This is a genomic window from Neobacillus phoenicis, from assembly GCF_047302305.1.
Classification (GTDB): domain Bacteria; phylum Bacillota; class Bacilli; order Bacillales; family Cytobacillaceae; genus Neobacillus.
The window spans coordinates 1,042,195-1,068,150 of record NZ_CP154847.1 but is presented as its reverse complement, the minus strand read 5'-3'; the positions used below and the strand labels follow the sequence as shown (position 1 = coordinate 1,068,150).

Annotated in this window: 27 protein-coding genes and 1 riboswitch; of the genes, 2 read left to right on the top strand and 25 right to left on the bottom strand. The window is 39.6% G+C overall.

Annotated features, from left to right (window positions below; all coding sequences use genetic code 11):
• Positions 1 to 66: 66 nt before the first annotated feature.
• The 8 genes from galU to AA0X95_RS05630 form a co-directional block, all read right to left on the bottom strand.
• On the bottom strand, positions 67 to 954 hold the full coding sequence (gene galU, locus AA0X95_RS05665; protein WP_413306391.1) for a UTP--glucose-1-phosphate uridylyltransferase GalU: 888 nt from the start codon (positions 952 to 954) through the stop codon (positions 67 to 69).
• A gap of 198 nt (positions 955 to 1,152) precedes the next feature.
• A complete protein-coding gene (locus AA0X95_RS05660) occupies positions 1,153 to 1,329 on the bottom strand; it encodes a hypothetical protein (protein ID WP_413306389.1) in 177 nt (58 codons plus the stop codon).
• Between the two features lie 148 nt (positions 1,330 to 1,477).
• Complete coding sequence (locus AA0X95_RS05655; RefSeq protein ID WP_413306387.1) at positions 1,478 to 3,178, bottom strand: pyruvate oxidase; 1,701 nt, start codon at positions 3,176 to 3,178, stop codon at positions 1,478 to 1,480.
• A 63-nt stretch (positions 3,179 to 3,241) separates the two neighbouring features.
• Positions 3,242 to 4,249, bottom strand: a complete 1,008-nt coding sequence (locus tag AA0X95_RS05650) for a LysM peptidoglycan-binding domain-containing protein (RefSeq protein ID WP_413306384.1) — start codon at positions 4,247 to 4,249, stop codon at positions 3,242 to 3,244.
• A gap of 727 nt (positions 4,250 to 4,976) precedes the next feature.
• Entirely contained in the window at positions 4,977 to 5,450 is a 474-nt protein-coding gene (locus AA0X95_RS05645; protein ID WP_413306381.1) for a hypothetical protein, read from the bottom strand.
• A gap of 32 nt (positions 5,451 to 5,482) precedes the next feature.
• Positions 5,483 to 6,130, bottom strand: coding sequence for a hypothetical protein (locus AA0X95_RS05640; protein WP_413306378.1), 648 nt, complete (start codon positions 6,128 to 6,130; stop codon positions 5,483 to 5,485).
• Between the two features lie 61 nt (positions 6,131 to 6,191).
• A complete protein-coding gene (locus AA0X95_RS05635) occupies positions 6,192 to 6,620 on the bottom strand; it encodes a GNAT family N-acetyltransferase (RefSeq protein WP_413306376.1) in 429 nt (142 codons plus the stop codon).
• 156 nt (positions 6,621 to 6,776) lie between these two features.
• Positions 6,777 to 7,652, bottom strand: coding sequence for a 5'-methylthioadenosine/S-adenosylhomocysteine nucleosidase (locus tag AA0X95_RS05630; RefSeq protein ID WP_413306373.1), 876 nt, complete (start codon positions 7,650 to 7,652; stop codon positions 6,777 to 6,779).
• Positions 7,653 to 7,824: 172 nt separating this feature from the next.
• Positions 7,825 to 7,928, bottom strand: a riboswitch (purine riboswitch).
• A gap of 213 nt (positions 7,929 to 8,141) precedes the next feature.
• Between AA0X95_RS05630 and AA0X95_RS05625 the strand changes: the two genes are divergently transcribed.
• Both AA0X95_RS05625 and AA0X95_RS05620 read left to right on the top strand, forming a co-directional pair.
• Entirely contained in the window at positions 8,142 to 8,582 is a 441-nt protein-coding gene (locus tag AA0X95_RS05625) for a DUF6376 family protein (protein ID WP_413306370.1), read from the top strand.
• A 120-nt stretch (positions 8,583 to 8,702) separates the two neighbouring features.
• A complete protein-coding gene (locus tag AA0X95_RS05620; protein WP_413306367.1) occupies positions 8,703 to 8,903 on the top strand; it encodes a hypothetical protein in 201 nt (66 codons plus the stop codon).
• 66 nt (positions 8,904 to 8,969) lie between these two features.
• Here the strand turns inward: AA0X95_RS05620 and AA0X95_RS05615 are convergent, their stop codons facing one another.
• From AA0X95_RS05615 to AA0X95_RS05535, 17 genes are all read right to left on the bottom strand, one after another.
• Positions 8,970 to 9,755, bottom strand: a complete 786-nt coding sequence (locus AA0X95_RS05615) for an NAD(P)/FAD-dependent oxidoreductase (RefSeq protein ID WP_413309863.1) — start codon at positions 9,753 to 9,755, stop codon at positions 8,970 to 8,972.
• A gap of 83 nt (positions 9,756 to 9,838) precedes the next feature.
• Positions 9,839 to 10,165: an FAD-dependent oxidoreductase gene (locus AA0X95_RS05610; protein ID WP_413306364.1), complete on the bottom strand. Its 327-nt coding sequence runs from the start codon at positions 10,163 to 10,165 to the stop codon at positions 9,839 to 9,841.
• A gap of 97 nt (positions 10,166 to 10,262) precedes the next feature.
• Positions 10,263 to 11,915: a DUF4127 family protein gene (locus AA0X95_RS05605; RefSeq protein ID WP_413306361.1), complete on the bottom strand. Its 1,653-nt coding sequence runs from the start codon at positions 11,913 to 11,915 to the stop codon at positions 10,263 to 10,265.
• 34 nt (positions 11,916 to 11,949) lie between these two features.
• Complete coding sequence (locus AA0X95_RS05600) at positions 11,950 to 13,290, bottom strand: FAD-dependent oxidoreductase (protein WP_413306358.1); 1,341 nt, start codon at positions 13,288 to 13,290, stop codon at positions 11,950 to 11,952.
• A 30-nt stretch (positions 13,291 to 13,320) separates the two neighbouring features.
• Positions 13,321 to 14,157, bottom strand: coding sequence for a carbohydrate ABC transporter permease (locus tag AA0X95_RS05595; protein ID WP_413306355.1), 837 nt, complete (start codon positions 14,155 to 14,157; stop codon positions 13,321 to 13,323).
• On the bottom strand, positions 14,147 to 15,076 hold the full coding sequence (locus AA0X95_RS05590; protein ID WP_413306352.1) for a carbohydrate ABC transporter permease: 930 nt from the start codon (positions 15,074 to 15,076) through the stop codon (positions 14,147 to 14,149). The genes AA0X95_RS05595 and AA0X95_RS05590 overlap by 11 nt, the downstream gene beginning before the upstream one ends.
• A 14-nt stretch (positions 15,077 to 15,090) precedes the next feature.
• Positions 15,091 to 15,783 carry a hypothetical protein gene (locus tag AA0X95_RS05585; RefSeq protein WP_413306350.1) on the bottom strand — a complete coding sequence of 231 codons (693 nt, stop codon included), beginning with the start codon at positions 15,781 to 15,783 and terminating at the stop codon, positions 15,091 to 15,093.
• A gap of 62 nt (positions 15,784 to 15,845) precedes the next feature.
• Positions 15,846 to 17,138 (bottom strand): ABC transporter substrate-binding protein, encoded by a 1,293-nt coding sequence (locus tag AA0X95_RS05580; protein ID WP_413306347.1) that lies wholly within the window; start codon positions 17,136 to 17,138, stop codon positions 15,846 to 15,848.
• A gap of 99 nt (positions 17,139 to 17,237) precedes the next feature.
• Positions 17,238 to 17,939, bottom strand: a complete 702-nt coding sequence (locus AA0X95_RS05575; protein ID WP_413306342.1) for a response regulator transcription factor — start codon at positions 17,937 to 17,939, stop codon at positions 17,238 to 17,240.
• Positions 17,917 to 19,749 (bottom strand): sensor histidine kinase, encoded by a 1,833-nt coding sequence (locus AA0X95_RS05570; RefSeq protein ID WP_413306339.1) that lies wholly within the window; start codon positions 19,747 to 19,749, stop codon positions 17,917 to 17,919. Before AA0X95_RS05570 ends, AA0X95_RS05575 begins: the two co-directional genes overlap by 23 nt.
• A gap of 166 nt (positions 19,750 to 19,915) precedes the next feature.
• Complete coding sequence (locus AA0X95_RS05565) at positions 19,916 to 20,551, bottom strand: pentapeptide repeat-containing protein (protein WP_413306336.1); 636 nt, start codon at positions 20,549 to 20,551, stop codon at positions 19,916 to 19,918.
• A 21-nt stretch (positions 20,552 to 20,572) separates the two neighbouring features.
• Positions 20,573 to 21,334, bottom strand: coding sequence for a hypothetical protein (locus tag AA0X95_RS05560; protein WP_413306333.1), 762 nt, complete (start codon positions 21,332 to 21,334; stop codon positions 20,573 to 20,575).
• The gene (locus AA0X95_RS05555; RefSeq protein WP_413306331.1) at positions 21,318 to 21,851 is read right to left on the bottom strand and encodes an RNA polymerase sigma factor; all 534 of its coding nucleotides are present in this window, start codon (positions 21,849 to 21,851) and stop codon (positions 21,318 to 21,320) included. The genes AA0X95_RS05560 and AA0X95_RS05555 overlap by 17 nt, the downstream gene beginning before the upstream one ends.
• Before the next feature lie 125 nt (positions 21,852 to 21,976).
• Entirely contained in the window at positions 21,977 to 22,762 is a 786-nt protein-coding gene (locus AA0X95_RS05550) for an SEC-C metal-binding domain-containing protein (RefSeq protein ID WP_413306329.1), read from the bottom strand.
• Between the two features lie 18 nt (positions 22,763 to 22,780).
• Positions 22,781 to 23,176 (bottom strand): hypothetical protein, encoded by a 396-nt coding sequence (locus AA0X95_RS05545; protein ID WP_413306327.1) that lies wholly within the window; start codon positions 23,174 to 23,176, stop codon positions 22,781 to 22,783.
• Positions 23,177 to 23,608: 432 nt separating this feature from the next.
• Positions 23,609 to 24,727: a GerAB/ArcD/ProY family transporter gene (locus tag AA0X95_RS05540; protein ID WP_413306324.1), complete on the bottom strand. Its 1,119-nt coding sequence runs from the start codon at positions 24,725 to 24,727 to the stop codon at positions 23,609 to 23,611.
• A 28-nt stretch (positions 24,728 to 24,755) separates the two neighbouring features.
• Entirely contained in the window at positions 24,756 to 25,946 is a 1,191-nt protein-coding gene (locus AA0X95_RS05535; protein ID WP_413306321.1) for a Ger(x)C family spore germination protein, read from the bottom strand.
• Positions 25,947 to 25,956 lie beyond the last annotated feature (10 nt).

Below are 25,956 nucleotides of genomic sequence, written 5' to 3'. Positions count from 1 at the left end.
ATAGAAAAAATAATAATGGGGACAGTCCCCCGGCGCGTTAATGCGCTGGGGGACCGTCCCCAAATTTCATCTAACCTGCGTTTTAACACCTTTAACCACACTAACCAAGTATTGCAAAAAATCATCCCGCAGGTCTTCTCTTCTTAACGCAAAGTCCACAGTGGCTTGTAGGAAGCCTTGCTTGTCCCCGACATCGTAGCGCTGTCCTTCAAAGATATAGGCATACATCGCCTCTTTTTCGGCTAGCTCCTTCAGCGCATCCGTTAACTGGATTTCGCCCGCCTTTCCGGGCTCTGTTCGCTCCAAGATATCAAAGATAGCTGGATTAATAATATATCTTCCGAGGATCGCCACGTTAGACGGCGCCTGACCAACAGCTGGTTTTTCTACCAATTCCCGCACCTTATACAACCGGTCCTCGAACTGCAATCCGCCAATAATCCCGTATTTATCCACATCTTCTCCCGCCACTTCCTGCACACCCAGAATCGTAGTTTTATATTCTTCATATTTGTCGATTAGTTGCTTTAAACATGGCCGCTGCTCATTAAACACGATATCATCTCCAAGGAGAACCGCAAATGGTTCATTGCCTATGAAGCTTTTCGCACAAGAAATGGCATGCCCAAGACCTTTAGGCTCCTTCTGGCGGATATAGTGAATGTTGACCATGTTGGAAATCCGACGGACCTCTTCAAGCAACTTGTCCTTTCCCCGTGACTCAAGCTCCAATTCCAGTTCAACCGACTTATCAAAATGGTCTTCAATCGACTTTTTATTTCTCCCGGTGATAATTAAAATCTCCTCAATTCCCGATTCCACCGCCTCTTCAATAATGTATTGCAAGGTTGGCTTATCCACAATCGGTAACATCTCTTTCGGCTGCGCCTTAGTAGCAGGCAAAAACCTAGTCCCTAACCCCGCAGCTGGAATAATCGCTTTTCGTACCTTCATCAATATCCCTCCAAACTTTAACCCTTTGCAAGTTAGGCGCCTTAACACTATGTATGGACCACAATAATAACATAACTATAAATCCATAGTACAAAAACAAAACTGGAAAAAGTGTTAGAATTTGTCGGAAAGGATAAAAAAAGGGGGACTGCCCCCCACTGCGTTAAAGCAGTGAGGGACTGTCCCCGTACAATTCATTTATTTGCTCAATTCAAGGATGGCGTAAACTTTCAGTGCTTCGTATTCTTCTGGTGTTAACCGCTGCATTACCGTTGCTTTGATTTCAGCTTTTTTCTCAGAAGTAATGCCGCCCTTTGCTGCATTCGCATAACTCATTAGCTCGTTCATCGTGAATTTTGACAGCAAAAATGACATCACTTGATCTCTAGAGGTAAATTTCAACCTCGAATTAGAAGAAGTCGATTCTCCACCAATAGATTTAGAAGGTTAAAATATCCTTCCAAACTAAAAAGAGGGGACAGTCCCCCGGTGCGCTAAAGCGCTGGGGGACTGTCCCCAAACATCACAATGGGGGCAGATCAATTTTCCCTTGTTCAAACAACATTTTAAGCATGTGTTTCGTGTAGCCTGCCGCTTGAGCGAAGGTAATATTGGCTGGCATTGGCGCCTCTTCCGCATCCACGACCACATCTATGATACAAGGCTTCCGCTGGTTCACCGCTTCCTGGAAGGCTGGCCCTAGGTCTTCCAGACGCTCCACACGGTAACCAACCCCGCCACATGCCTCAGCATACTTAGCAAAGTTCGGATTCTGCAAATCCGTTCCAAATTCAATATTCCCCATGACCTCTTGTTCAAACTTAATCATCGCAATCTTATGGTTGTTTAACACCACAACGACAATCGGAAGTTGATACTTCACAGCCGTAACGAAATCATTCATCGTCATTCCAAAGCCACCATCACCGCATATCGCAAACACCTGTTTATCCGGATACGCAATCTGCCCCGCTAGTGCCCCCGGAAGTCCACAGCCAAGTGTCGCGAGCCAGCTGGAGATAATCATTTTTTGATGGGTCATATGGAAATGGCGAGCCATCCATACCGTCACATTCCCTACATCCACCGACAACACCGCATCCTCTTTTGCCACTTCCTGCAAGGCACGAATCACACGTTGCGGCTTAATCGGAACAGATTCAGCCTCTTCCTGTTTCTCCAATCGACTCCACCAATTTTGCATGGCCTCCTGGCACGCTTCTAAAAATTCTCGATTCTCATTTGCATGTACATTCTCCATCAGCCAATTTAGTGTAAGGCCCGCGTCACCTGCCAATCCCACATCCACAGGATACCGTTTCCCTATTTGATATGGGTCGATATCAATTTGAATCGTCTTCGCATGCTCAGGCAAGAATCCCGTAAACGGAAACGATGTCCCAATCATTAATAGCAAATCCGTATCCTGCATCGCTTCATAGGCAGCCTTTGTCCCTATTAACCCCAGCCCGCCTAAACAGTATGGATGTTTATCCGGAATGGCCCCCTTACCTGGCAAAGTCAACACAATCGGAGCCGCCATCTTTTTCGCAAACCCAAGCAACGTCTCCCGAATGCCATGTGTCCCTCTTCCCGCAAGAATCACTGGCCTCTCAGCAGCATTAAGTAATTCCTTCGCCCGCTGTAGATCTTCCTTTAACGGAAGAATTTCCTGTTGTGCTGTAAAACTTGAAGTCACCCGTGCTTCTTTTCCTATCTCAAACCGCGGAATATCATCTGGAATGGTGAGGACTGCCACCCCTTTACGAGCATAGGCTGTGCGGATGGCCTGATTGACGACGGCCGGAAGCTGCTCAGCCGACATAATCCGCTGATTATAGACTGCCACATCATCAAACATCCGCTCCAAATTTACCTCTTGGAAGGAATCAGTCCCTAATAAATCCGATTCTACTTGTCCAGTCAATGCTAGCACCGGTACTTTATCAAGCTTCGCATCATATAATCCGTTTAAAAGATGTATTGCACCAGGACCGGCAATCGCGGTACAAACGCCAATCTTCCCAGTCAACTTGGCATAAGCCGCAGCAGCAAGCGCCCCGGCTTCTTCATGCCGAACCTGAATAAACTTTATCTTGTCCTGCGCTTTCCGAAGTGGTTCAATAATCGAGTTGATTGAATCACCCGGCATCCCATAAATATGATCCACACCCCACTCAATCAATAACTCAACCAACTTCTCCCCAGCAGTAGGCTTAAACATGTTTGAAACCCCCTTTAATTGGGGGACAGTCCCCCACTACGTTAAAGCAGCGGGGGACTGTCCCTACCTTAGCTCTTGCATTTTCCTTAACACGAGCGGATAGAAGTTCGTTCTGGCACTCTCAGTGGAGTTCCCTCCGAAGAAACCTGTTCCGGGGCATGTTTTCACCGAATGTCCAGCGCTGTTATCTAACACTCGTTCCCCCGTGTTCATATCCCACCAGTGATGATAGGTAATCGTGTCAACTGAAGGGGTTAACCCGAACTTCATACTCAGCACGGCTGCGACAGTCACGATCGTTTCCCTTTGTGCTTCCGTCATCCCATCGCCCCCTTGATCAAAGTTCCCCACATTTTCAATGGTCAGCGAGTCACTTTCAATCTCATCCCGGACAGCGGGATTTTGGAACGCAAATGAACCTTCAGGAGCCATGTTAATCGGCCGGCATACCGCTACCTTTCCATCCGGGAAAGTCGTTAAGTTTTGACTAATCGTCTTCCATTTCATCTCCTGAACATGGTACTCCTCCATCCCCTTCAACAAGCCAAAATGATTGGAGCCATTGAAACTCTTGTAAGAAGGTTGATAGGTATGATGTTCCTGAATCTTTCCTATTTTTCTGGTGAATCGATTGTGAAATAACCAATCCTTAAACTCATCTCTCGTCATCAAAATATACTGTCCCTGCATGGCCAACCGCTTTTGTGGAATCTTCAATTTTTGCCCTACCCTAATTAAATCGGAAGAAAGACCATTCGTTGTGACAATTAGCGGGACGGTTGAATTATAAGCAGTAGCAATCTTCCACAATGTATCCCCAGCTACGACTTCATACATCGGTGGAACCCATAATCTCTGACCAACTAACAATAAATCCGAAACCAAGCCATTGCTCGCTTTTAGTTCTTCTACCGTCGTACTATACTTAACGGATACTCCCCATAACGTGTCTCCTGCTTTCACGTCATATATATTGCGAAAGTCACCGCCCGCAGCAGAAACAGAGGCAGGAGATAAATCCATCGCTAGTAAAAGAATGGAACAAAATAAAGGCATCCAAAATTTTCGCATCTCATGATCCTTTCATTTATCATTTATTGCTACCTAATAGTCTGAAAAACAGGATGAAAAATTATGCAAACGATATTAAGAAAAGTGCAAGCGCCTTGGTCAGCCCCGACAGGCAAATGTTCTTCGGCAAGAAAAATTCGCTCTTTGACTTTTCTTGCCGAAGGTTATTTGACCCGAGGGGCTAGGCGCTGAAGCTGGACTCGAGGTCGAATTTTAAACTTTCTTATCATAAAAAAAGGGAAGGGGACAGTCCCCCACTGCGCTAAAGCGCCGGGGGACTGTCCCCTTTCCTTTTAACACAGAAATATTTTGTGTATAATAGATATATAATAAAAAGGAGAAGTGCTCCAACACTTCTCCCTTGCAACCTAACCGTCAGGGTGATGGTTGTCCTACAAAGTTATTTTCTTTGAGAACCACCCTCTACCTTCCGACGGCGTAGGGTGGTTTTCTTGTGTTCAAGCACGTTCCTACGGAAGATATAAGCGGTGACTTCCCGCACAATCCCCTTTAGAACCTCAAGAATAAATTCAAGAAAAATCTCTATGATTATCACCCCCTACCATAAGAAGGAAAGAAGACTGACAACCACCCACCCTAACAATATTCAGTTGCTACTCCATTCTAACATTTTCCACCAAGACAAGTGCATAATAATATTTGAAAATTCACAAAAAGAGGGACAGTCCCCCACCGCGCTAAAGCGCCGGGGGACTGTCCCCAAATATTAGTTACTCAAATAAACAACTCCATCGCTTCGTTCCACTTGGAAGGTCAAATCATCCTCCGCCCGAAGCAATCTAGCCGCATCTTTATACTGACCCGATTGAATGGATAGGCCATATCCCTTATTCTCCGGATACCCATAAATATAGCAGACTACTTTTCCGTCCTTCATAAACACGATCTGATCCATTCCCTCATTGACCGTCTCACTGATTTGATCCCATTTGTACCCTACCGTTTTATAGATTGATTCCTTCATCGTATACGGTGGGAAGGAATAGACGACGTCCCAGTCAAATGGCGTGACCTCTCGTAAATGAACGGTGTCAACGGAAGCTCCCAGAGATAGAACTTCTTCTTTCAACAAATCTTCGTTTTGATCCCATACGTCCTTTTGTAAAAAATTGATAATAACAGTAATAGCTATGCATAATAAACCAATAGCAACAAACACAGCTGCCCTTTTAGCTTTCATATCCCCACCTCTTATCCCGCAAAGCTATATGGTTATAACTTTCGACTTTTGCTACCAGACTTAATGATAATATTAAATCCGGATACTTCACCTGAATCCAGCTGGATTTTTAGCTTAGAAACCTCAACACTTGTCTCAATTTTCACTACCTTGCGCTCATTTCCTTCTAACCTGACCTTATATGGTGCATGGCTATTCATAATGGATTCAAGCGGAAAGGAGTTCAAATTTTTAAATTCAACAGTAAACTCTACACTCTTGTCACTGTAATTTTTAAATGGAAGCTCGCATATCGCGTTTAAAGTCGTCTTATTATTTTTTTCAAAACTACAAGTGCTTTCTTCGGAATCATAGGAGACAGCATAAATGCCTGGAGCGAACGTTTTTTGAATCGACTTTACTACATATAGCGGAGCAAAAATGGCAATTAAAATAGCAAGCAAGCCCATTCGAACCTTGTATTTATTTAATGATTTACTGAGTAAATAAAGACTTAAAATCAATAATAATAAAGAAAATATTCCTATAAAATTAATACCAATTTCAGTCTTAATAGGAATGGCAAAAACTGAAACAAGTGTCTCTCCATATGGGGCTGCATCTGGAAAGGGAAAATTTAATGCCATTGACAGAAAAAAAGGGATAAGGGCAATATATAGATATTTTTTATCTTTTATCAATAGAATCACGCCCCTTTATCTAAGTTCATTCGGAAAACTGACCGGCAAGACACATGAGTATCTACAGTGACATCTGAAAATGATGGCAAGTAATATCTAACCCACCTTTAAGATAAAAACGGTGCGCATCATACCTATGTACGCCTGAATCGAGATGGAACTGTTCACACCCATTGCCCTTGGCCTGATCAATGAGCCATTCCCACAAAGTTTTCGCATACCCCTTGCGCCGGCTTCCCTCCTCAGTAATCAAATCATCCACATAAAAGTACTTCCCCCACGCGAGGGATTCCGTCACCCGATACCCCGCTACCGCTTTCACTTCATCATCTTCCATGACAGCAACTACGTGATATCCATATGTCGCTTGCATTCGTTTGATTCTTTCTAAAAAATCATCCTCAATTAAGTGAGGCCGCAGCTGATTAATCGTCCTAAACGTCGACATGATTTCTTCATCTGTTTGCATAAGCTTTACAAGTGAACCCATTCTCTACACCCTATCTCTATATTTATTTCTACCTAATTCTACCATTCAATAAATTCAACAATAAGCAGGGTATTTCCTTTATTTGAAAATAAAAGGGGACAGTCCCCCGTTGCGTTAAAGCGCCGGGGGACTGTCCCCAAAATAGAACTATGTTATTTACTTTTTAATAGTAGATATATAATGTTTCACGACTTCAAAAACATATTCTTGGTTGGCAGCAGCCGTGTTCGGGTTGTAGGCTCCGCCATTTGTTTTATTATTGGACAGAATTCGAATTCCCAAAAAGGCTACATCATAAGCATCAGCAATTTGTGCGGCCGCTGCACCTTCCATTTCTTCTACAGAGGTACCATAGTTTGTATGGAACCATTTAATTCGATCTACTTCATTATTCCAAACATCCGCTGATCCTATTGTTCCCTCGACCACTTTCCCCTTTGTGTATGTATCTTTCACCGCATTCGCAGCTGCGAGTAAATCCTTGTCGCCCTCGTAGTAACGGATTTTTTCAGCATTGGGATCCGATCCACTTCCTTCAGAAGCCATCAAGTCCATCGGAATCCATTGAGAAGGATCCATTCCCTCGTTTTCAGTCTTACTTTCTGTTTTTAAGGAACCGATGTTTGTCGTTCTTTTTCCTAAAACAATATCAAATACATTTAAATTCGGATCATGCCCTCCAGAAGTACCTTGGTTGATGATGGCAATCGGATTATATTTTTCAATCGCTATGGCTGTTGCTGCTGCTGTATTTTCCATTCCCTTACCCGTTTTTGCCACAATGACAGGGTAATTTTCTATCTTCCCTTTATAAAAAATAAACGTTCCTGATTTTTCTACTTTCACTTTTTCTAATCTCTGAGCAAATTTTTCATCCTCTATTGGCATCGGGCCCTCTATGAGAATTGGCCTTTGTGTAGCTTCAACTTTAGTTCCCTTGACAAAACTGAAGTGGGTACCTGCAACCGTCAATAATAATAAGACACCAATACTGACCAAAGAAGCAATGGTCTTTACCATTTTGTTTTTCATACATAATCTCTCCTTTTCTCTAGTTGTTTGCAATACTCGGTTCTATATCCAAACAAAAAGGCCTAGAATGGCAGAATGTTTTCTACCTTCTAGACCTACAAAGTCAAAGTATAATAATGAGGCATACCTAAAGAATGCCCATTACAATATGGCATCGGCTAAAAACCGAATAATACCAAATACTTCAACTCGTAGTCTGGTTCTTTCAATGGGAACCAGGTAGAAACGCTCAGACCATATTTCCGAGTATATACGAGTAATGATTTATTAGATGATTACCCTGTTAATATAGCAAAACCGCTAAAATATATCAACATAAAATACGAATAATAATACAAAATACCTAATTAATGTTCGTGTTTATTAATTAAAGAGGGACAGTCCCCCGCTGCGTTAAAGCGCCGGGGGACTGTCCCTCACCATTCATGAAACCTTTCTTAATTTATTTCGTATCATACATAAGTAGTTAATTTAAGAAAGGAGTCAGGTATGAAGAGAATCCATTTTTTTCTTATCATTGCGGTCTCAATTTTGTTAAGCGCATGCTCATTTCTAGGTGAAGTGAATAATTCCATTGACTATGTAAATCAAGCCACTGACCATATTAATAAATTAAATACCTTTGCAGAAGAAGCTCCTCAATTGCTCCAGAATGCCGCCAACGATGTAGCGGTTCAGAAAGAACTTGAAACTAAATTAGTCAACCTCAAACAGGATATAGAAAACTTTATTAAAATCAACGACGTCCCTTCTATAGCAAAAGATCTCCATCAAGAACTAGTGGTAAAAAATGAACAGCTACTCGATGAAATCAATCAAGTGTTACAAGACGGACATTTGGCGTTGGATAAGTTAGAGAACTCACAAATTTTTACGACGGTAAATGAAGTAACAAATTTATTAAATAGAATCGAGAACCTTGGTCAATGAACTTAAAAGTCAAAAAACCACCTCTTAAAAATCGAACTACCCTGTTTACTACAAAAAAGTAGATTAAAACAAATGCTTAGCGGGTATTAGTAGTGTAATTAGATGAATGGGGGTGAGCAAATGAAAAAGGAAGACCTTTTAGACCTAATTACCGAGAGTAATGGTGAGGTGAAAATATCTTCTATTTCAACAACGGAAGAATGCGAAGACCTCATTCATTTAGCGAAAACTTTAGAGAGTGAAGGAAAAATCGTCTTGTTGGAATATTGTATGGAACAGGAGCCCCTTATCGTATCATTGAAGACCAAGAAAACTACATGATTTTTTAAGCCACTAGAATTATTCTAGTGGCTTTTTTAATAGAGCTATTCTTCTAAAAAAAACTCTCTACCGATCCAGCTTCACAATCTCCGTAAATCGGTTTGGTCGCTTTAGAATTAAATCTCTCAATAGAAACGATCCTAGCATACTATAAACCGTTCCATTTCCTCCGTACCCTAACAAGTAATAGATGCGATTTTTGGAAGGGTGCTTACCTATGAAAGGTAGATTATCAATCGATTCACCAAAGAGGGCTCCCCATTCATAAGCAACGCTAACCTTCAACATAGGGAACAACTTCTCCACTTCTCGTTTTAGTTGCTGCGCCCGGTTGGAAATCCATTCTTCGCTCGGTGCTGTCTTCGGTCGATCCTCATCTAACCCTCCTGCAATAATCCGCCCATCTGCAATCGTTCTTAGATATAAATACGGACGTTTTGTTTCCCAAATCAGCGCTTGATTTTCCCATACTGAAAGATCACCAATGGGGTCTGTGGCAATAGCGTAGGAACGGTTAAGGTCTAATCGGTTTTTCACTAATAATGGCGGTTCATCATAACCAGTGGCGACGATAACATGGTTTCCATAGAAACGGCCTAAGGAGGTGTGGACCTCTACACCAACCACTGTCTCCGCAACATCATTTACATCTACACATTCAAATAAGTGGACGTTTCTCTTGTTTAGATAATCGATGATTCCTCGGTTAAATTGATAAGGATTGACTTCCGCGTCACCTGCCATCATAAGAGCTGCCAGCTTGGAGAAAGGGAAATGGTTTTCTATATCCGCACTGGTCCAATAGTCGACACTGAACCCGTTTTTGGCTAATACCTCATATTCCTGTTTGATCTTTTTGACATGTCTTCACTGGCAAAATAGAGACTTTTCCTTCGGATAAAATCACTTGGTATATCTAATGTTACCGAAACGGCTTACAGTAGATTGACGGCTTCAAGGCATTTTTTATAAAAAAGCACAGCGTTTTCTTCACCGATCTGTTCAATCAATTCATGAAGCATGATGTCATTGGAGAATTGCAATAACCCCGTATTGGCCAGGGTACTACCTTCCCCCATCTTCCCTTTGTCAACAACGACTATTTTTAGTCCTTCCCTTTCCAGTGTATAAGCACACAAGGCTCCAGACATTCCGCCTCCAATAATAATGACATCGTAATAGTCATCGATGTCCCGTCGAGGGAAGTTTAGCTCCTTTTCTTCCGTTGTCTCCCAAAACAATTCCCCATTATGCAAATTCATCAAAGCCCCCATAACATACAGTTTTTCTTTGATAATTACCCAACTTTACAAAATAAAAACAAAAAAGGGGGACTGTCCCCTAGTTAAGGAATCTATACTAATTTAATTCTAATTTAGGCTCAAGCTCGGCTTCAAAGATTCGTGGCCAAGGTAATTTTACATGGACACTTTCTAATGAAGAAATCTTTTTATAAAAATCTTTAGTTCCTCTTGAACCAATGTATACCTGCTTACCATCAAAATATTGATACCAGTTTTCTGTTTCCTTTGTCAGTTTTTCTTTAACAAAATTGTTTACTAAGTCATATTTATCTCCCAGGGACCATTCACTTGCTCCTATTTGTTGAATGTAGGCTCTTGCCGCTGGATGGACTACATTTTTGTACCCTTGATCTTTAGCAAACCTGTGGAGTAAAAATTCATAATGTGCCTTTGCTGTTTGTTCATATAGAGGAACTCCAAACCCGGCTGTTTGATTTAAAAAGGCAAGACGTGCTGCTGCATGACCCACAGTAATTCCAAGAGCATTCCCAGCAGTATTCCAGCCGCTATAGGATAAGATCTTTGTAAGGTCTACCGAATGAGCAAGTTTCATTACAAATTCTTCATCTGCTTTATTGACCAATAGAACATCTCCAATAGCAACCTGCTTACCATGTGCAATTAATTCTTTTGTTCTATTAACCAACCAGTCTATATCTTCTGCTCTTGTTGAATCACTAGCAGAAGGTGTATTTAACAAGAGATGAATATCAGCTTGTTCTTCGTTATCTACGATAGTGCCCCCTGCTGAGTGAATATGTTTTTGAACATTGTAATCAAAAGTAGTATCTTCAAAAGGAGCAATCCATTCTTTTCCATGGATACCTCCATATTCTACAAAGAACTTTGGTGAAGTATGAAAGAAATGGTTAACGAAACGAGATATAAATACCACACCTACTTCATCTGCGCCGGGAAAAACAGATACTTGATCCTGAACCTGAAGCTCATTGACTTTTGCTAGTAACTGTTCTCTCTCAGCACGGTGCAGTCCATAAGGAGCAGCATCATCCTGAGCTAGAATTAAATTATCTATATACCCTTGATCAACCCAATCAATCATTAGTTGGTTAATTGTGTGATTTCTTGCTCTAGCTTTCTTGTAATCATCTAAAACAGCTGCAGGAATGATTGACTCAAGTTCATCAAGTCTTTCTTTACCCTCCATTCCTAGGTTAACAACCTTGTCGTACAAAATAGCCCATTCACTAATGAGGGAATAATATTTTACATACTCATCGCTAATAGCTGTAACGGCAAGCCTTTGGATCGTATCATATACATATACAGGCTTATTCGGATATAATTCCTTCAACTTTTTAATGACCTGAATATCCCTAAGGGAATCTTCTAAGGATTTGACACCTGTTCGTGAAGCCACCAGGCCTCCATAGGCAAGCATACTCGTAGAAATAACAAATCCATCCGCCTTGTCTGCGTTGTCCAAGACCCATTTGCTAATTTCATCACCATTACCTGGTTCAGTGAAGTAACCAATCATACCTTTTGGTGGAACAACTACATTTACACCAGCTGAATGTCCCACTTGCTGAGGAAAGTAAGTATTGGCTGGTCGATCATCTAGTGGAACCAATAGAAGAGTAGCTAATTCCTTCTTTTCCTCCGCAGCTTGAATCATACCCACAGAACTAAAAAGTAAAAGGACAGCAATGCTTATTGAAAATAATCTTCTCAAACGTTTCACCATATTCCTCCTTTAAATGACCTAACTTGAGACATGCTTAAAGAACTACCCCATTATCTGCTAATTGTTTTTTTAGCTTGGTGATATTAACGTCTTTTGGTGCAACATGATCAGTTATCGAAAGGGCTGCAGCTGTTCCTGCAGCTTGGCCTGTTGCCATTGCGCTCGGTGTAAGTCTAGTGGTTGCTAATGCCTCATGACTAGTTGAAATGCACCTCCCTGCTACCAATAAATTATCAATTTGTTTTGGTACGAGGCATCGATACGGGATGCCGTAGCTGCCATCACCTTCGATGTCCTTAGCTTGAACTCCTTTACCACTTGGATCATGTATATCAATTGGGTAGCCGCTAAGCGCTATGGTATCTTCAAATTTCCTGCCTTCCACTACATCCTCAATGGACAGTGCATATTGTCCATCAATACGGCGTGTTTCTCGGATACCTATTTGAGAACCAACTGCTGAGATCGATGCTTTTTCAAAGCCTGGAATTTTCTTTTGTAAAAACTCCGCCATCATCAGTACTTGTTTTCTGCCTTCTCTTTCCCCCGCTGATAAATCAAACACATTTGTTCCGTCTAAGCCCTGTACGCGAGTACAATTAACAAGGACCTCATCCTCCTCCGGTCCTGCAAAAAAGAGGACTTGGTCCCGATTAATCGGTACGCCAGATTCATTCCATTCCTTATAAAAGCCCTGAACGCCTGTTAATGGTATATCATCTAATAGATCAATGGGAGTTTTCCTGTAAAAATTAGTTGGATTGGCCTTCATCGATTCCCTTACCTTTTCAAGGTCTACACCCCTCATACGGAATTTCATGGTCATAGGCTGTGTTTTGTGATCCTGGTCTCTTCCTTTTAAACAAGGAGCCCCAGAAAGGTAAGCGACGTCCGCATCCCCTGTTGTATCAATAAATCTCTTCGAAAAAATACGAATGGGACCGGACTTTGTGGTCAGATGAAGCGACGTAATCAGATTCCCTTCCATCTCAACATTATCTACAAAACTATGAACGAGTACTTCCACACCAGCTTCTTCAAGCATGTCTAATGCCAAAAGCTTATATTTTTCCGGATGATAGGGAGTCACGGAATAGGTGAATCCCACCGTATCACGTAAATGACCTGGTGAACCGTTTATTCCCATTAACCGATCGACAATTTCTTGAGCAATTCCTTTAATTACTTGTTTCCCCGAATAAGTATGAAAGGTCATCCACGGATAGACAAGTGCGATCGTTGACATACCTCCTAAAAAACCATACCTTTCAATAAGCAGTGTTTTGGCTCCGGCTCTGCCTGAAGCAATGGCTGCATTTATGCCCGCAGGACCTCCGCCTGCCACCACCACATCAAAAGTTAATTCAGTCTTCAAACTAGACACATCCTTTTCTACTAAAATTGATTATTTCCCACCGGTCATCGTAACTCCTTCAATAAACTGCTTTTGCGCAAAGAAGAAGATAACTAACAATGGCACGGTTGCCATGACAGACGCGCTCATCAGTAACTCCCATTTTGTACCTACCTCATCGGTAAATAGCGCCAAAGCTAATGGTAAGGTCATCAGCTCTTTCGAATTAATGTAAATGAGAGGCTCATAAAACTCATTCCAGCTTGTTAAAAAGGTGAAGATCGTTAGCGTGGCAATCGCTGGTTTGGCAAGAGGAAGCATAATATTCCAATAGATTCGAAAGTAGGAGCATCCATCTAACTTAGCAGCCTCTTCTAATTCTTTAGGTACCAATAAGAAAAATTGCCTCATAACGAAAACCCCAAACACCCCCGCTGGACCTAAGATAGGAATAGCGATTAATGGGACATGGGTATTGATAAATCCTAAATCTCTCATAAACAAGAAAAGGGGAATGGTAATCACTTCTACAGGAATCATCATCGTACTTAATAAACATAAAAACAGTAATGAACTTCCTCTAAACTTTAATTTTGCGAAGGCATAGCCGGCTAATGAGCCGAAAAAAATCGTACCAATCGTTACTAATACGGCAATGTAAAAACTATTAAAATAAAATAGATGAAATGGTGTAGATTGTAGTACCTCAAGATAGTTCTCCCACCTAAACGGCTTAGGGAATAATTGGAATGTAAATATTTTCGTTGAATCCTTAAATGATGTGTTGATCATCCATAAAAACGGCACAAGCATGATCAAGGAAATGATAGTTAAAATTCCGTAAAAAGATATTTTCGTAAAAATCCCATTTCTCTTCTTATTGTTCATGGAAAACCCACCTTTTTCTCACAATCCATTGGATAAGTGTAAAGAATAAGATTATGATAAATAAAACAATGGCAATGGCAGAAGCATAGCCAAAATCAAATAATTTGAAGGCATTTTCCCAGATATAATAAACTAGTACCTTTGTGTGATTTCCAGGACCGCCACCCGTCATCACATAAATCTGCCCGAAAACCTTCATTGATCCAATGACGGTTAAAATTAGTGTTAAAAAAACCGTTGGTGTAATCATGGGAAGGGTAACATGCCAAAATTGTTTTAATTTATTTGCTCCGTCGAGATAGGAGGCTTCATAAAGATTTTTATCAACTTGTTGTAGAGCGGCTAAGAATAAAACCATATTTAATCCAACATTCTTTAAAGCACTGACAAAAATAACGGCACTCATTGCAAGGTCTGGGTCATACAACCATGCAGGTCCATCAATACCAATAGCTGCTAGTATTTGGTTGATAAACCCCTCTTCTGTCCCAAACATGTATTTCCAAATAATCGACCATACAACAATAGATGTCATAACCGGAATAAAAATCGCCGTTCGGAATAATCCGATACCTGGTAAATTACGTTGCAACAGCAGTGCCAGTAATAAAGCAATCACAATATTGATAGGAACGAGCCCACCAGAAAATAGGAGCGTATTTTTTAAGACTTCCCAAAAGTCAGGGTCATTTACTAGACGTTGATAATTTTCGCTGCCTATAAAATTAGGATCACCCAGAAGCTGCCAATCTGTTAAACTCATATAAACGGAATAAACAAAAGGAATGAACATGACTACGAAAAATCCAAGTACCATTGGGCTTATAAACAAATAGCCGTAAAAAGCTTCACTTCTATAAAAACCCCTTCGCCTTCTCTTCATAGGTAGTTCCTTTGTTACCTTTAGATTTGCTTCCAACTCCCCTGCCTCCTTTACAATGAATCAATAGCCTCTCTAAAAGAGGATATGGCTCTTTTCATACTATCTTCCGTATTTCCAACCACTATCGCCCCTAACATAACGGCTTTTATCCCAGTCCTATAAAGCAACGGAATATCAAATTTCTCGATCTTTCTTTGAGACGGAACCAGTACAGGTACATCGACTCTTTTAACAAGTGCATTATAAGCAAGGACATCTTTAAAGGTCAGAGGACTTCCATATTCTTTTCCCGGAACAATGGAAGCTTCCAGGGCAGATACTCCAAGATGCTTGACCTCATCTAATTGGCTAAAACTATATTCATTTGAAATAGCAAAAGTTTTTTCAATATGGTTGAGCTGAATCATCCAACTCGGCTGATGATGAGCATAGACAGAATAGAAATTAAAACCTATATCAATTAATTGATCCATTTCACTCCGTTTTATATGTTCAAATGAACCGCCAGGGACAATTCCAAGAGGCCCAGAAAATTCTTTTCTAATACTGCGAAAAACCTCCTCATAGGAGTGAATGGAACCAAATTGATTGCCTGATGCACGATGATCCACATTCACGTGCAATTTAATAGCATCAACACCAGAATCAATGGCTGCTTTTGCGAGATCCAATCTGTTTTCTGGCAAACTCACGATTAAGGTTAATTTGTTTTTTTCTACTAATTGTTTTAATGAAGAACTCAAATTTTCACACCCCTAGTAAAAGGGATGCGGTTAATCCTTTAAAGGGTTAACCGCACCTCAAATTATTTCTTCAATAATGGATTAATTTTTGCTTCCATATCTTTTAATATGTCTTCTGGCTTTTTCAGTTGCCCAAACAATTCATCAAAACCAAATTGGATCGCATTATCAATTTTTTGCCACTCTACATGCCCGGCTTGCAATCTGGCATTGTCCATTTCATCAATAACTGCTCTTTGAATACTTTCTACTGGCGGATTATTTGGCTGATTGACAAAGTCATCTGAACTAATAACAGATTCACGTGGGGGTACAAAGTAAGTAGAGGTCGCTTTAATACCCTCTTTGCTAGTAAAGAATTTTAGAAGCTCTTTTGCTTCTTCAGGATGCTTCGAACCTTTAAATAATCCATATCCTGCTTGCCCCAGCATTGGAAATCTTCCTTCAGGTCCTTCTGGAAGTGGAGCGATATCCCATGCAAAATCTTTCACTTCACGAGCACGAGAAACATAACTATATACATCAAAGAACATACCAATTTTTCCAGACTCAAAGCTTACTTGCTCGCCTGCTTTTGGATGTGATGCATCTTTAAACATCATACGATCCAGCATTTTAAGTGTGTTTACACCCTCTGGACTATTCCATGCAAACTTTGTTTGATCCTTATTAAATAAGTCGCCGCCATAACCCCAAGTGTGCGATAATAAGGCAATCCACGTATTCCAGTCACGGAAGAAGTTAGCCCCGTAAACACCGTTTGATGAAATAGCTTTGGCAGATTTCTCAAATTGCTCCCAATTCCATGTTCCAGCTTGCACATGTTCGTTTGGCGTTTTTTCTCCCACCTTTACGAACAAATCCTTGTTATAAAATAAAACCATTGGCGGTGTTGAGAAAGGAATGCCATATAATTTTTTATCCTTCTCAAACAAATCCAAAGTTGACGGGAAGAAGTCATTCATGTCATAATCTTTATCCTTTTTAAAGGAAGAAACATCTTCTAAAATTCCGTTTTGCATGAATTGCGGAACCATTCGCTCTGCTACCCATCCCACATCAGGTAATTCTTTACCTGCCGCTAATACGGTGATTTTCTGTTGATAATCCGGGAAAGGAACACTTTCCATTTTCACCTTGATATTTGGATGAGTTTCATTAAATTTTGCGATTAACTGGTTATAAACCTCTTGGTGTGCCTCATTCCCCCACATCATAAAGGTCAAATCTACCGGCTCATCCTTAGCCTTTGATCCTCCAGCATTTGAAGCAGTCTTTTCAGTATCCTTATTACACGCAGTTGAAAACGCTACCAAAAGAATGGCTAAAAAAATAATTCCAAGCTTTTTTATCATTTGATTACCTCCCTTTGTATTTCATTTTAAGGAGGAAAGCATTAAAAAAATATCCTCTCAGAAATAGAAATAGTTCGCTAATCTTATACTTTTGAAACATTAAGAAAATTTCCGAAACTCTACTGGTGTCATTCCAGTTTCCATTTTAAATACTGTCATAAAGTGTTTTGGGCTTTTATAGCCTGAAAGCTGAGCAACCTCATATACTTTTAAATTAGTTCCTTTTAATAATTTTTTTGCCCTTTTTAAGCGCTCTTCCGTAATGTATTCTGTAAAAGTTGTTCCTAACTCTGATTTAAATAAGTGGCCAACATATTGTGGATTCAAGTACACATGATCCGCAATATGCTTTAATGTAATTTCTCCACCTAAATGATCGTCAATAAATTGAAGAATCTCTTGAAATTGTTTGGAAACATTCGTACTTTCTTCCCTGGTCTCTCTAAAGATGTTGGAAATGGCTTCAGACAGTTCAACCCGATTTATCGGCTTTAAAAGATAATCAGTTATTCCATAACGCATCGCTGTTCTTGCATACTCAAAATCACTATGTCCGCTTAAAATGATGATCGGCACTTCCTTGGATATTTGTCTTACTTTTGAAATAAAGCTAAGACCATCCATTCCCCCCATACGGATATCGGTCACAATTAAATGCGGAATTCTCTGGTGGAAAATTAGAATTCCTTCTTCACCGCTTTTTGCTTCGATGACTTGAAAACCGCCCATAACCTGTTCAAGTAAAACTTTAAGACCTTGTCTAATAATAGCTTCATCTTCAACAATTAATATCTCTTTCAATGATCTCTGACCCCCTTCGTTGAATAGGCATTTTTAGAGTAACGGAACATCCATTTTGTTCTTGACTTTCTACTTCTATTCCGTACTGTTTTCCATATAACAGCTGTATTCTTTCATGAACATTTGGCATAGCTATCCCATTATGGTTCTTCGTTGGCTTAGATTGTCCTGTTTCCAATGTCTTCTTTAGATCCTCTAACTTTTCAGCCGTTACTCCCCTTCCATTATCCTTTATCACGATCACTATAAGATGATTTTCAATAGATGCTTTAATAACAATTCGTCCTCCTTGTCCAAAAAGCCCATGTATGATGGCATTCTCAACCAACGGCTGTAAAACTAGTTTTGGGATGAGTACATCACGTAAGGATGACTCAACTTCTTCATCATATTGAAGTTCCTCCCCCATTCTAACTCTCTGAATCGCTATATATGAATGAATAAAAGACAATTCCTCATTTAAGGTTACAATTTTAGAAGAATTATCAACGGTATATCTTAATAATCTGCCAAGAGATGAGACCATATCGGAAACTTCTAAATTTCCCTTTGTTATAGCAAGCATATTGATGGTCTCTAATGTGTTGTATAGGAAATGAGGATTCATTTGACTTTGCAATGCCTTGATCTCAGCTTCCTTCTCACGTAAACCAGTTTTATATACCTCTGAAACAAGACGGTCAATTTCGTTAATCATATGATTGAAGCCTTTTCCAAGCTTGCCTATTTCATCATACGATTGGATAGAAACTCTTTGATCCAGATTGCCTTTCTCTACATTTTCCATAGCCCTTCTTAATTTATGGATGGATCCTACCAGGGGCTTCGATAAAATAAAACCTAATAGAAAGGAGATTAAAATGCCTATTAAAACGACCATGAAAACCACTTTACGTAGGTGGTTCACTTCACTTAATATAACTGCACTTGGAGTTAACATAATCGTCTTAACTCCTGAATAGGGTGATTCATTAAATACTACCAAATAGTTAACTCCATCAATTGGAATTTTCATATGATTGTTTTCTTTGAACATTTTAATTTCAGACAAGATAGAGTTTCCAAGGAGTTTATCTTTTTTAGTTGGATAAATGAATTGATTTTCTTTGTTCAGAATAAAAATGCGGCTTGATTTATTAGTCTTACTTAAAATTTCTTGTATTAACTCTTGTTTTAAATCGATTTTTATAATGCCAAGTGGTTTATAGGATGCCGGGTCCCTAATAAGCCTAGCAACAGAAAAAACCGTGACGTCTTTTCGTAAATAATAATTAGGTTTATGGAGGGGAAGTAACACCCATTCTCCATCAGCCTTTTTAATTTTTCCTACCCATTCATTATTCGTTTCAAATACTTTTAACATAACAGTATTGGAATCTAAATTACTAAAAATGGTTCCATCATTGGCCATTATATGGATTCCTTTAATCTCATCTCTCATATGAATAAAACTAGAGATATATCGCCATAACGTGATTCTTTCATTTGCAGGTGGAAACATAGTCTTATTACTCTGTGTTTGATGATTTTTTAAAGTATCCATGACATCTTGATTGTAGAGGGGAGATAATGAAATGATTTGCATTTCTTTTAGATATCGATCCAAATTTCTATTTATTTGATCGGCTAATTGGATTTGATATTCCTCTGTACGTTCCTGGCTTGATTTCGCAACCTGATAATAAGTAATACTTCCAAGAAGGGTTGCAGTAATCAAAATTAGTAGTGAGAAGACGAGAACTAATTTAACCCGATACGGTAATGATAATAAAGACCTTTTAATATTTTGTTTAATAGCTATTAATTCCATCAGAATCCCCTTCATTCAAAATACATGTCTTTTATACATGTCTTTTATTGCATTCTACATTTTTCGAGGAAATTCCTTTTTGGGTATTGGAAAAGAGAAACTGGATGATAAAAAAGGGGGACAGTCCCCCACTGCGTTAAAGCGCAGGGGGACTGTCCCCAAAATGTTATTCCTTTACAACCAATCCCATCAATGCCGCAAACTGAATCGCCTGGTGAGAGGATACCTTGCATCCGACTAGTTTCTCCATGGAAACCGTGATGGTTTCAAAGACAGAGGAACTAATATCGATTCCTTTTAATGATGTTTGGTCAAAGTTGGCACCATCCAACTGACAGGATTGATAATCCACTTTCTTAAGCTTACAATCATAGAAATCGGTATTTCTTAACGAAACATCCTGAAAAACAACCTTCTCCAGCTTCGAATTTCCGAAGGTCGCCAGATTTAGCACCGAATCTGTGAAGCCTACATTACCAAAGCTCGACTCCGTAAAATTCACACCGACCAGCTTACAATTTTTAAATTCCACACGATGAATAGAAGCTTTACTCAAGTTGACATTTGAAAAATCACAGTTCTCAAAACACACGTCCGTAAAATCGCCATTACCGAAATCCGTTTGGTTGAACCTGCAATTTTTCACCACCGCATTCGCTATCCGCACCCGATCAACCACTTCATTTTCAAACACAGAATCTACAATAGTGCACATTTCTAGCATGGAATCCTCTTCATAAAAGATATCATGGAACTTCTTAGTCGATCGATCAGGTGAGATTCTAGGTAAATCAATTTTCATACAAATGCCTCTCTTTTTAAATTAATTAATAAAATGGATAGATTCAGCCAGTTTTATCACATCGTCACTACTTTCTCCACCCGAAATAGAATAGATATATCCATCACTGACCAAAATTAACTGATGGCGCCCATCTGCTTCAACAGGTTTTATCAAGATGGCCTGGTGACCTCCAATGGTTAACAAAGAGCTAAAACCGGAATACCTTTTTACCAACAAATCATAAGCCCGTTTCGCAGAACCATGTTGATTAATAGCCGTTTCAATAGATAAGGATTTTCCACCTTTTACAAGGTAAGTGACACTCGCTAGAACCCGCCCCTGACTCTTCGTTGCAGCAATCTCTAGTTCTCCTCCTGCAATCGAAGGAAGGATAACCGTAGACGGAATCACCGCTTCTTCTGTTAAAAAGCGTTCCTGATCGCTGTTACCTTTTTCGATCAAATCTTGCTCTTCCCTTGAAAAAGAAACGGAGACATCTTTATTTTGTGCAGGTTGCTCGAAAGTGTTGATCCCTTCAGGATACGAGCTGCGGGATGAATGGCTACCATTGAAATCTTCCTGTTTGACAAGAACAAAGGCTATAACTATCACGGCAGCCGCTACACACACCCTTACAGGAAATGCAAAAACTTTATTTCTCCTGGTTTTGTCGGAAAGCTTATGTAAATCCCTTATCAATCGCTCTTTCATTTCATCACTTTGGCCGTTTTTCCATACGATATCTGTCTCTAAATGAGCTAACTCGCTATCCAATATACTCCCCTTATATGGTTTCTTCAAGCAGATACCCCTCCTTTAACAGTTGCTTCTCCAATACAGGAATGGCACGAAAAAGAGTAGATTTCACCTTACTATCAGACCAGCCTAAAATCTCCGCTGTTTCCTCAATCGAAAACTCTTTAATTTTCCGCAAGATAATTACTTCCCTATAGGAATCTTTAATGGCCCCTAATGCTCGATAAAGTTCATAGGCGCTCTCTTTCATTTGAATCCGGTCTTCAGGTAACGGATTCGGATCCTTCTTAAACAAAAACGCTTCTTTCAAAAGTAAGATCGGCTTCCGCTTTCGGATAAAATCAATGGTGATATTATGCGCAATACTATAAAGCCACGTTTTTGGGTTGGATTGACGCCGAAAGGAATCATAATGAACATAGGCCTTCAAAAAGACCTCGTGCCGTAAATCTTCCGCTTGCTGGTAATCCTGTATCATCATAAAAATATACTTAAAAAGAGGTTCGTTAAACTCCTCATACCATCTCAATATCTCTCTATTTCGTATATCCGACACCTTCATCCCCCTTTTTAAGAGCCTTGATGTTTAGACGTTTATCTTGAAGAAAAGTTTTACAGATTGAAAAAAAAAGTGGGGACAGTCCCCCACTGCGCTAAAGCGCTGGGGGACTGTCCCCATACCACCTCTTAATTTCCACAACACTTCTTATATTTCTTCCCGCTTCCACAAGGGCACGGATCATTACGACCTACTTTTTTATTCTCATCAACAGATGGTAATGGAAGCAAGTGCTTCTTCTCTTCTTGAGCCAATTCTGAAGGGGCATATCCTTTTAGTGCCCACATGCGAGTCTGGTTATAAAACTCCATTACCAACGCCGTGATCTCCTGTACGAATTCAAAGGTTGGGAACTCCAAACGGGAATTTAAGTACTTCATCATCCACGAATGGTCATCCATATTGATGATATTGATTAACTCCATGGCCATATCTTCTGTTTCCATTGGGGTTAAATCATAATGCTCTAATAGGAAACCTAGGAACTTTTCCATAGCAGGAGTTCGATCAATATAACCAGTTTCTCCAGCTTTTAACAACTGTTCCTTTGTAAAAGGATAAAAATCGATACTAGCTCTCTTGTTATGTTCCTCGATAATTTCATCGGTCTCAAATACCCGGTCATCTTCAAGACTAACCCCATTCGACGAAAATCTTGCTTGCTCATAATATTCACTAGCAACAGAAATAACATTTAAGTAGTCCAAAACATCGATTTTTTGCATAGTCAGCCTACGAATTCTCTCTAGAATTTCCGACGTATCCATAACCCCGTAATAATATAGCATCCCATGTGTGAGGCGGATCCACTCGGTATTCCGACGAATAATATTCTTTAGCTCAGGTCCATCTATTTTTGAAAAAAGATCTGTAAGCTCAGAAGGCATGGTTAGGAACTTTTGACCCTGATCCAACCCAGGGAAAATAATCCCTCATTCCATGAGTACTACAATCTTTGAAATAGGAAACTCTCTATTTAAAATGGAATATTTACCGTTGCTAACAATCTCATGAATGAGATCGTATCTCTCTTTATCAAGAGTTAATAGAATGTTTTTAAATTGAATAGGGATTAATCGAGCCAGTTCATTAGCTAACGCACCCTTATTGAGTGAACTCATCCCTTTAAATTCCAGTTTTTTACGAATATCATCCAATTCCGTCTTCTTAAGTAAGTTTAAAACATCAATAAGGTTGCAAGGCGTTTTGATTTCTTTCCAAAGCTGCTTTTCTCGTTTGATTTGCATCTGTCGACTATGTGCCTTTGCATTATGTAACGCACTAAGTAAAGCGTCTTGTGTTTTTTTATCAATCTGTGTACCATTCATTTGAAATCCTTCTTTCTTGCTGTATTACATTCTAGTTTGCTATGAATCTAAAGAAATTTAATTTTTTAAAAAACTGATAGACCCAACTTTGTAAAAGTTGGGCCTTTCTATCCACAGGAACAGTTCTCGTAGTTCAAACGAAAAGCGCAAGCGCCTTGATCAGCTCCGACAGGCAAATGTTCTTCTGCAAGATAAGTCGCTCTTTGACTTTTATTGCAGAAGGTTATTTGACCCGAGGGGCTAGGCGCTGGAGCTGGACAATTCTCGAAGTCGAATTTTATGCTTTCTTACAACGTAAAAAAAACACCTCGTAAAGGTCAAAAACCACCAGAACCGCCTCTATGGCCAACCTATCTGTTAATTAAAACATATTATTCCTCCCTATTCAAAGGAAATTAAAGGAGGGGGACTGTCCCCCGGCCATCTAATGCGTTAAAGCGGCGGGGGACTGTCCCCCTGTTTTTTACTTATGTACTTCTTTATAATCAAACTGATAACTAAAATGAATGGGACGATTAGTTGTAAGGGAATGTGCATATAGAGTGGAACGATTTTCAATCCAATGAATAAGTGTTGAATGATGTTTTTTGATAATATAAATGCACATAAAAAAGTGAGGATGGTTGCAGTTAGAATTTGACGATTCCGCTTTGCCTTTGGAAACATTTGAGCAAGAATCATGAATCCACCGTACATAAATACAGAAATTTTAATAAATCCCCCTATAAGATTAAGTATGACCGTAAAAGCCTCTAAGTGTGGCAGGAAATCTGTGACGACGTTTAGCTCCACAGCCTTCACAAAAGGAAATACATACAAGTTGACGGTTTCTGGGCTTAATAAGCCCAATATCATTTCTCCGGCTACAAGTAGTAACATTCCTGTAGTACACACAGCAATCCAACCGTATTTTCGTAACGCTTTCCTATTGTTTACATACGGAAAAATCATGGTAAATACGATAAGCTCTCCATACGGAAAAGTTAAGCCGGTTGGGAAAATGGAAGAGAGTATCTGCTTCCAGCTCGTCCGAAATACTGGAGTTAAACGGCTGAGTTCAAAATGAGGAGATAGGTATCCAAATACCATGAGTACCAAAATAATAACACATGTAAATACACATAAAATCAGTGAGCTTCTTGCTGTAGCTTCGATGCCAACAAAACAACTATAAGACACCACCAGAAGAAACGTGAAAGATATAATCCAAAAAGGAATATTGATAAATAGCACTTGACCGATGAAAAAAGAAAAATCTTTCAACACTCTGCCTGCAATGTATAAAAAGTATAGACAATAAATAAATCCAAGTAGTTTGGATATCCACTTTCCAAATCCTAGTTCTAAGAGTTGAATTAAATTTCCCCATTTTCCTAATGAGTGAAGCAGGAGATAAAAATAAAAAATTCCCACTCCAAACCCTAACGATAACAAGATACTGATCCAAACATCTTGTTTCGGTTGGAAGTTCCATCCTACGACAATCGCGCTTCCAAGCAAAAAGTTGATCATTAAGGAGAATAATTCCACTGGAGCAAGTTTAACCTTCATCCTATCGATTCCCTTCCATCCACAGAGTCTATTTTAATGACGATGAAATATCCCCCACATCTAAAAGTTCAAACTTCACTTTTGTTCGAATTTGTACGGTTGAATAGACTGATTCCCAATTGTTTTTTACCCTGTTCCACCTATCTGGTTGTTTTCGAAACAAAACTTCACCAAATCCATCTATATCGGTTTTTTTATTCTGCGTTTTTTCCAAGAGCTGTTTAATCTGCTTTTGAAGTTCATGTTCTGCATCATGTTGCAATGAGATAACGGCTTTGACAGTAGAAGTGTCTATATTACAAGATACATCAGACAACTTTCCTTTTACTTGAAGCTGAAGAAGGAAGGATGGAACTCCCTTTTTGTCTTGTACATGAATAACGGGTTTGCTTTGAACGTCTTTCCAGGTAACAAATCCAGACTTTTTTCCGCATTTCGTTACCAAAGAAGTATCCTTTATTTTTGCTTGAGTTAACGCGTATAAGTTACTTTCCAACGAAGAAAGCCAATACGAAAATTTTTGATTTTTAAAAACGGCCAATCCCTCGATTGCCGGTACAGCATCTGGAGCAACTTTTTCAACATTGGTTTTCGACATTCCTTTTGAGGAATGACCTTTAATGGTGATATAGGGGATGGTTACTTCCGTTCTATTCTGATTTAACCTTTCCTTTATTTTGTTGGCAGTAATATCAGAAAGATGCCCCCAGGATTCTTGTTTTCTATTAAGCATTTCTTCCATTCTGATTCCTGAATTTTTTTGAACAGGCGTAATGATTTGAAGCAGTTGATCGGCTTTTACCCCCTTAGCTATGACAAACCTTATATTGGCAGGCAAATTGGTTTCCCGCATAAAGTAATGGGAAAGGGAGGAAATTCCTTCGGTCTTTACTAATGATTCCCCTATAACAACCACTAGCGTAGTATCTAGGAAGAGATTTCGTGATAGTTTATTTTGAATACGTTCAATGGCTTCAGGGATAGTTCTCCCTTCTGCATTGTACGTATACGCACCTATTTCAGTTGCTCCTTCTTTGCTAAAGGCAGCTGGATTAAATTTTTGTATGCTAACGATGTATCCTCTCTTACTTTTATCGATCCCAATCGCGGAAACAATTCTGATTTTATTTAGCATACTGTCCTGTACCTGTTTACTTACCATTAAGGCGATGATTAATCCAATTACTAGATAGATGGTTATAGCTGATTTCCTTAGCATAAGCTTCTCC

Excerpts from the sequence above, each read along its gene's own strand:
- galU (WP_413306391.1), bottom strand. The coding sequence starts at position 954 with ATGAAGGTACGAAAAGCGATTATTCCAGCTGCGGGGTTAGGGACTAGG.
- AA0X95_RS05660 (WP_413306389.1), bottom strand. The coding sequence starts at position 1,329 with ATGTCATTTTTGCTGTCAAAATTCACGATGAACGAGCTAATGAGTTAT.
- AA0X95_RS05655 (WP_413306387.1), bottom strand. The coding sequence starts at position 3,178 with ATGTTTAAGCCTACTGCTGGGGAGAAGTTGGTTGAGTTATTGATTGAG.
- AA0X95_RS05650 (WP_413306384.1), bottom strand. The coding sequence starts at position 4,249 with ATGCGAAAATTTTGGATGCCTTTATTTTGTTCCATTCTTTTACTAGCG.
- AA0X95_RS05645 (WP_413306381.1), bottom strand. The coding sequence starts at position 5,450 with ATGAAAGCTAAAAGGGCAGCTGTGTTTGTTGCTATTGGTTTATTATGC.
- AA0X95_RS05635 (WP_413306376.1), bottom strand. The coding sequence starts at position 6,620 with ATGGGTTCACTTGTAAAGCTTATGCAAACAGATGAAGAAATCATGTCG.
- AA0X95_RS05630 (WP_413306373.1), bottom strand. The coding sequence starts at position 7,652 with ATGAAAAACAAAATGGTAAAGACCATTGCTTCTTTGGTCAGTATTGGT.
- AA0X95_RS05625 (WP_413306370.1), top strand. The coding sequence starts at position 8,142 with ATGAAGAGAATCCATTTTTTTCTTATCATTGCGGTCTCAATTTTGTTA.
- AA0X95_RS05620 (WP_413306367.1), top strand. The coding sequence starts at position 8,703 with ATGAAAAAGGAAGACCTTTTAGACCTAATTACCGAGAGTAATGGTGAG.
- AA0X95_RS05610 (WP_413306364.1), bottom strand. The coding sequence starts at position 10,165 with ATGAATTTGCATAATGGGGAATTGTTTTGGGAGACAACGGAAGAAAAG.
- AA0X95_RS05605 (WP_413306361.1), bottom strand. The coding sequence starts at position 11,915 with ATGGTGAAACGTTTGAGAAGATTATTTTCAATAAGCATTGCTGTCCTT.
- AA0X95_RS05595 (WP_413306355.1), bottom strand. The coding sequence starts at position 14,157 with ATGAACAATAAGAAGAGAAATGGGATTTTTACGAAAATATCTTTTTAC.
- AA0X95_RS05580 (WP_413306347.1), bottom strand. The coding sequence starts at position 17,138 with ATGATAAAAAAGCTTGGAATTATTTTTTTAGCCATTCTTTTGGTAGCG.
- AA0X95_RS05570 (WP_413306339.1), bottom strand. The coding sequence starts at position 19,749 with ATGGAATTAATAGCTATTAAACAAAATATTAAAAGGTCTTTATTATCA.
- AA0X95_RS05565 (WP_413306336.1), bottom strand. The coding sequence starts at position 20,551 with ATGAAAATTGATTTACCTAGAATCTCACCTGATCGATCGACTAAGAAG.
- AA0X95_RS05555 (WP_413306331.1), bottom strand. The coding sequence starts at position 21,851 with ATGAAGGTGTCGGATATACGAAATAGAGAGATATTGAGATGGTATGAG.
- AA0X95_RS05545 (WP_413306327.1), bottom strand. The coding sequence starts at position 23,176 with ATGAATGGTACACAGATTGATAAAAAAACACAAGACGCTTTACTTAGT.
- AA0X95_RS05540 (WP_413306324.1), bottom strand. The coding sequence starts at position 24,727 with ATGAAGGTTAAACTTGCTCCAGTGGAATTATTCTCCTTAATGATCAAC.
- AA0X95_RS05535 (WP_413306321.1), bottom strand. The coding sequence starts at position 25,946 with ATGCTAAGGAAATCAGCTATAACCATCTATCTAGTAATTGGATTAATC.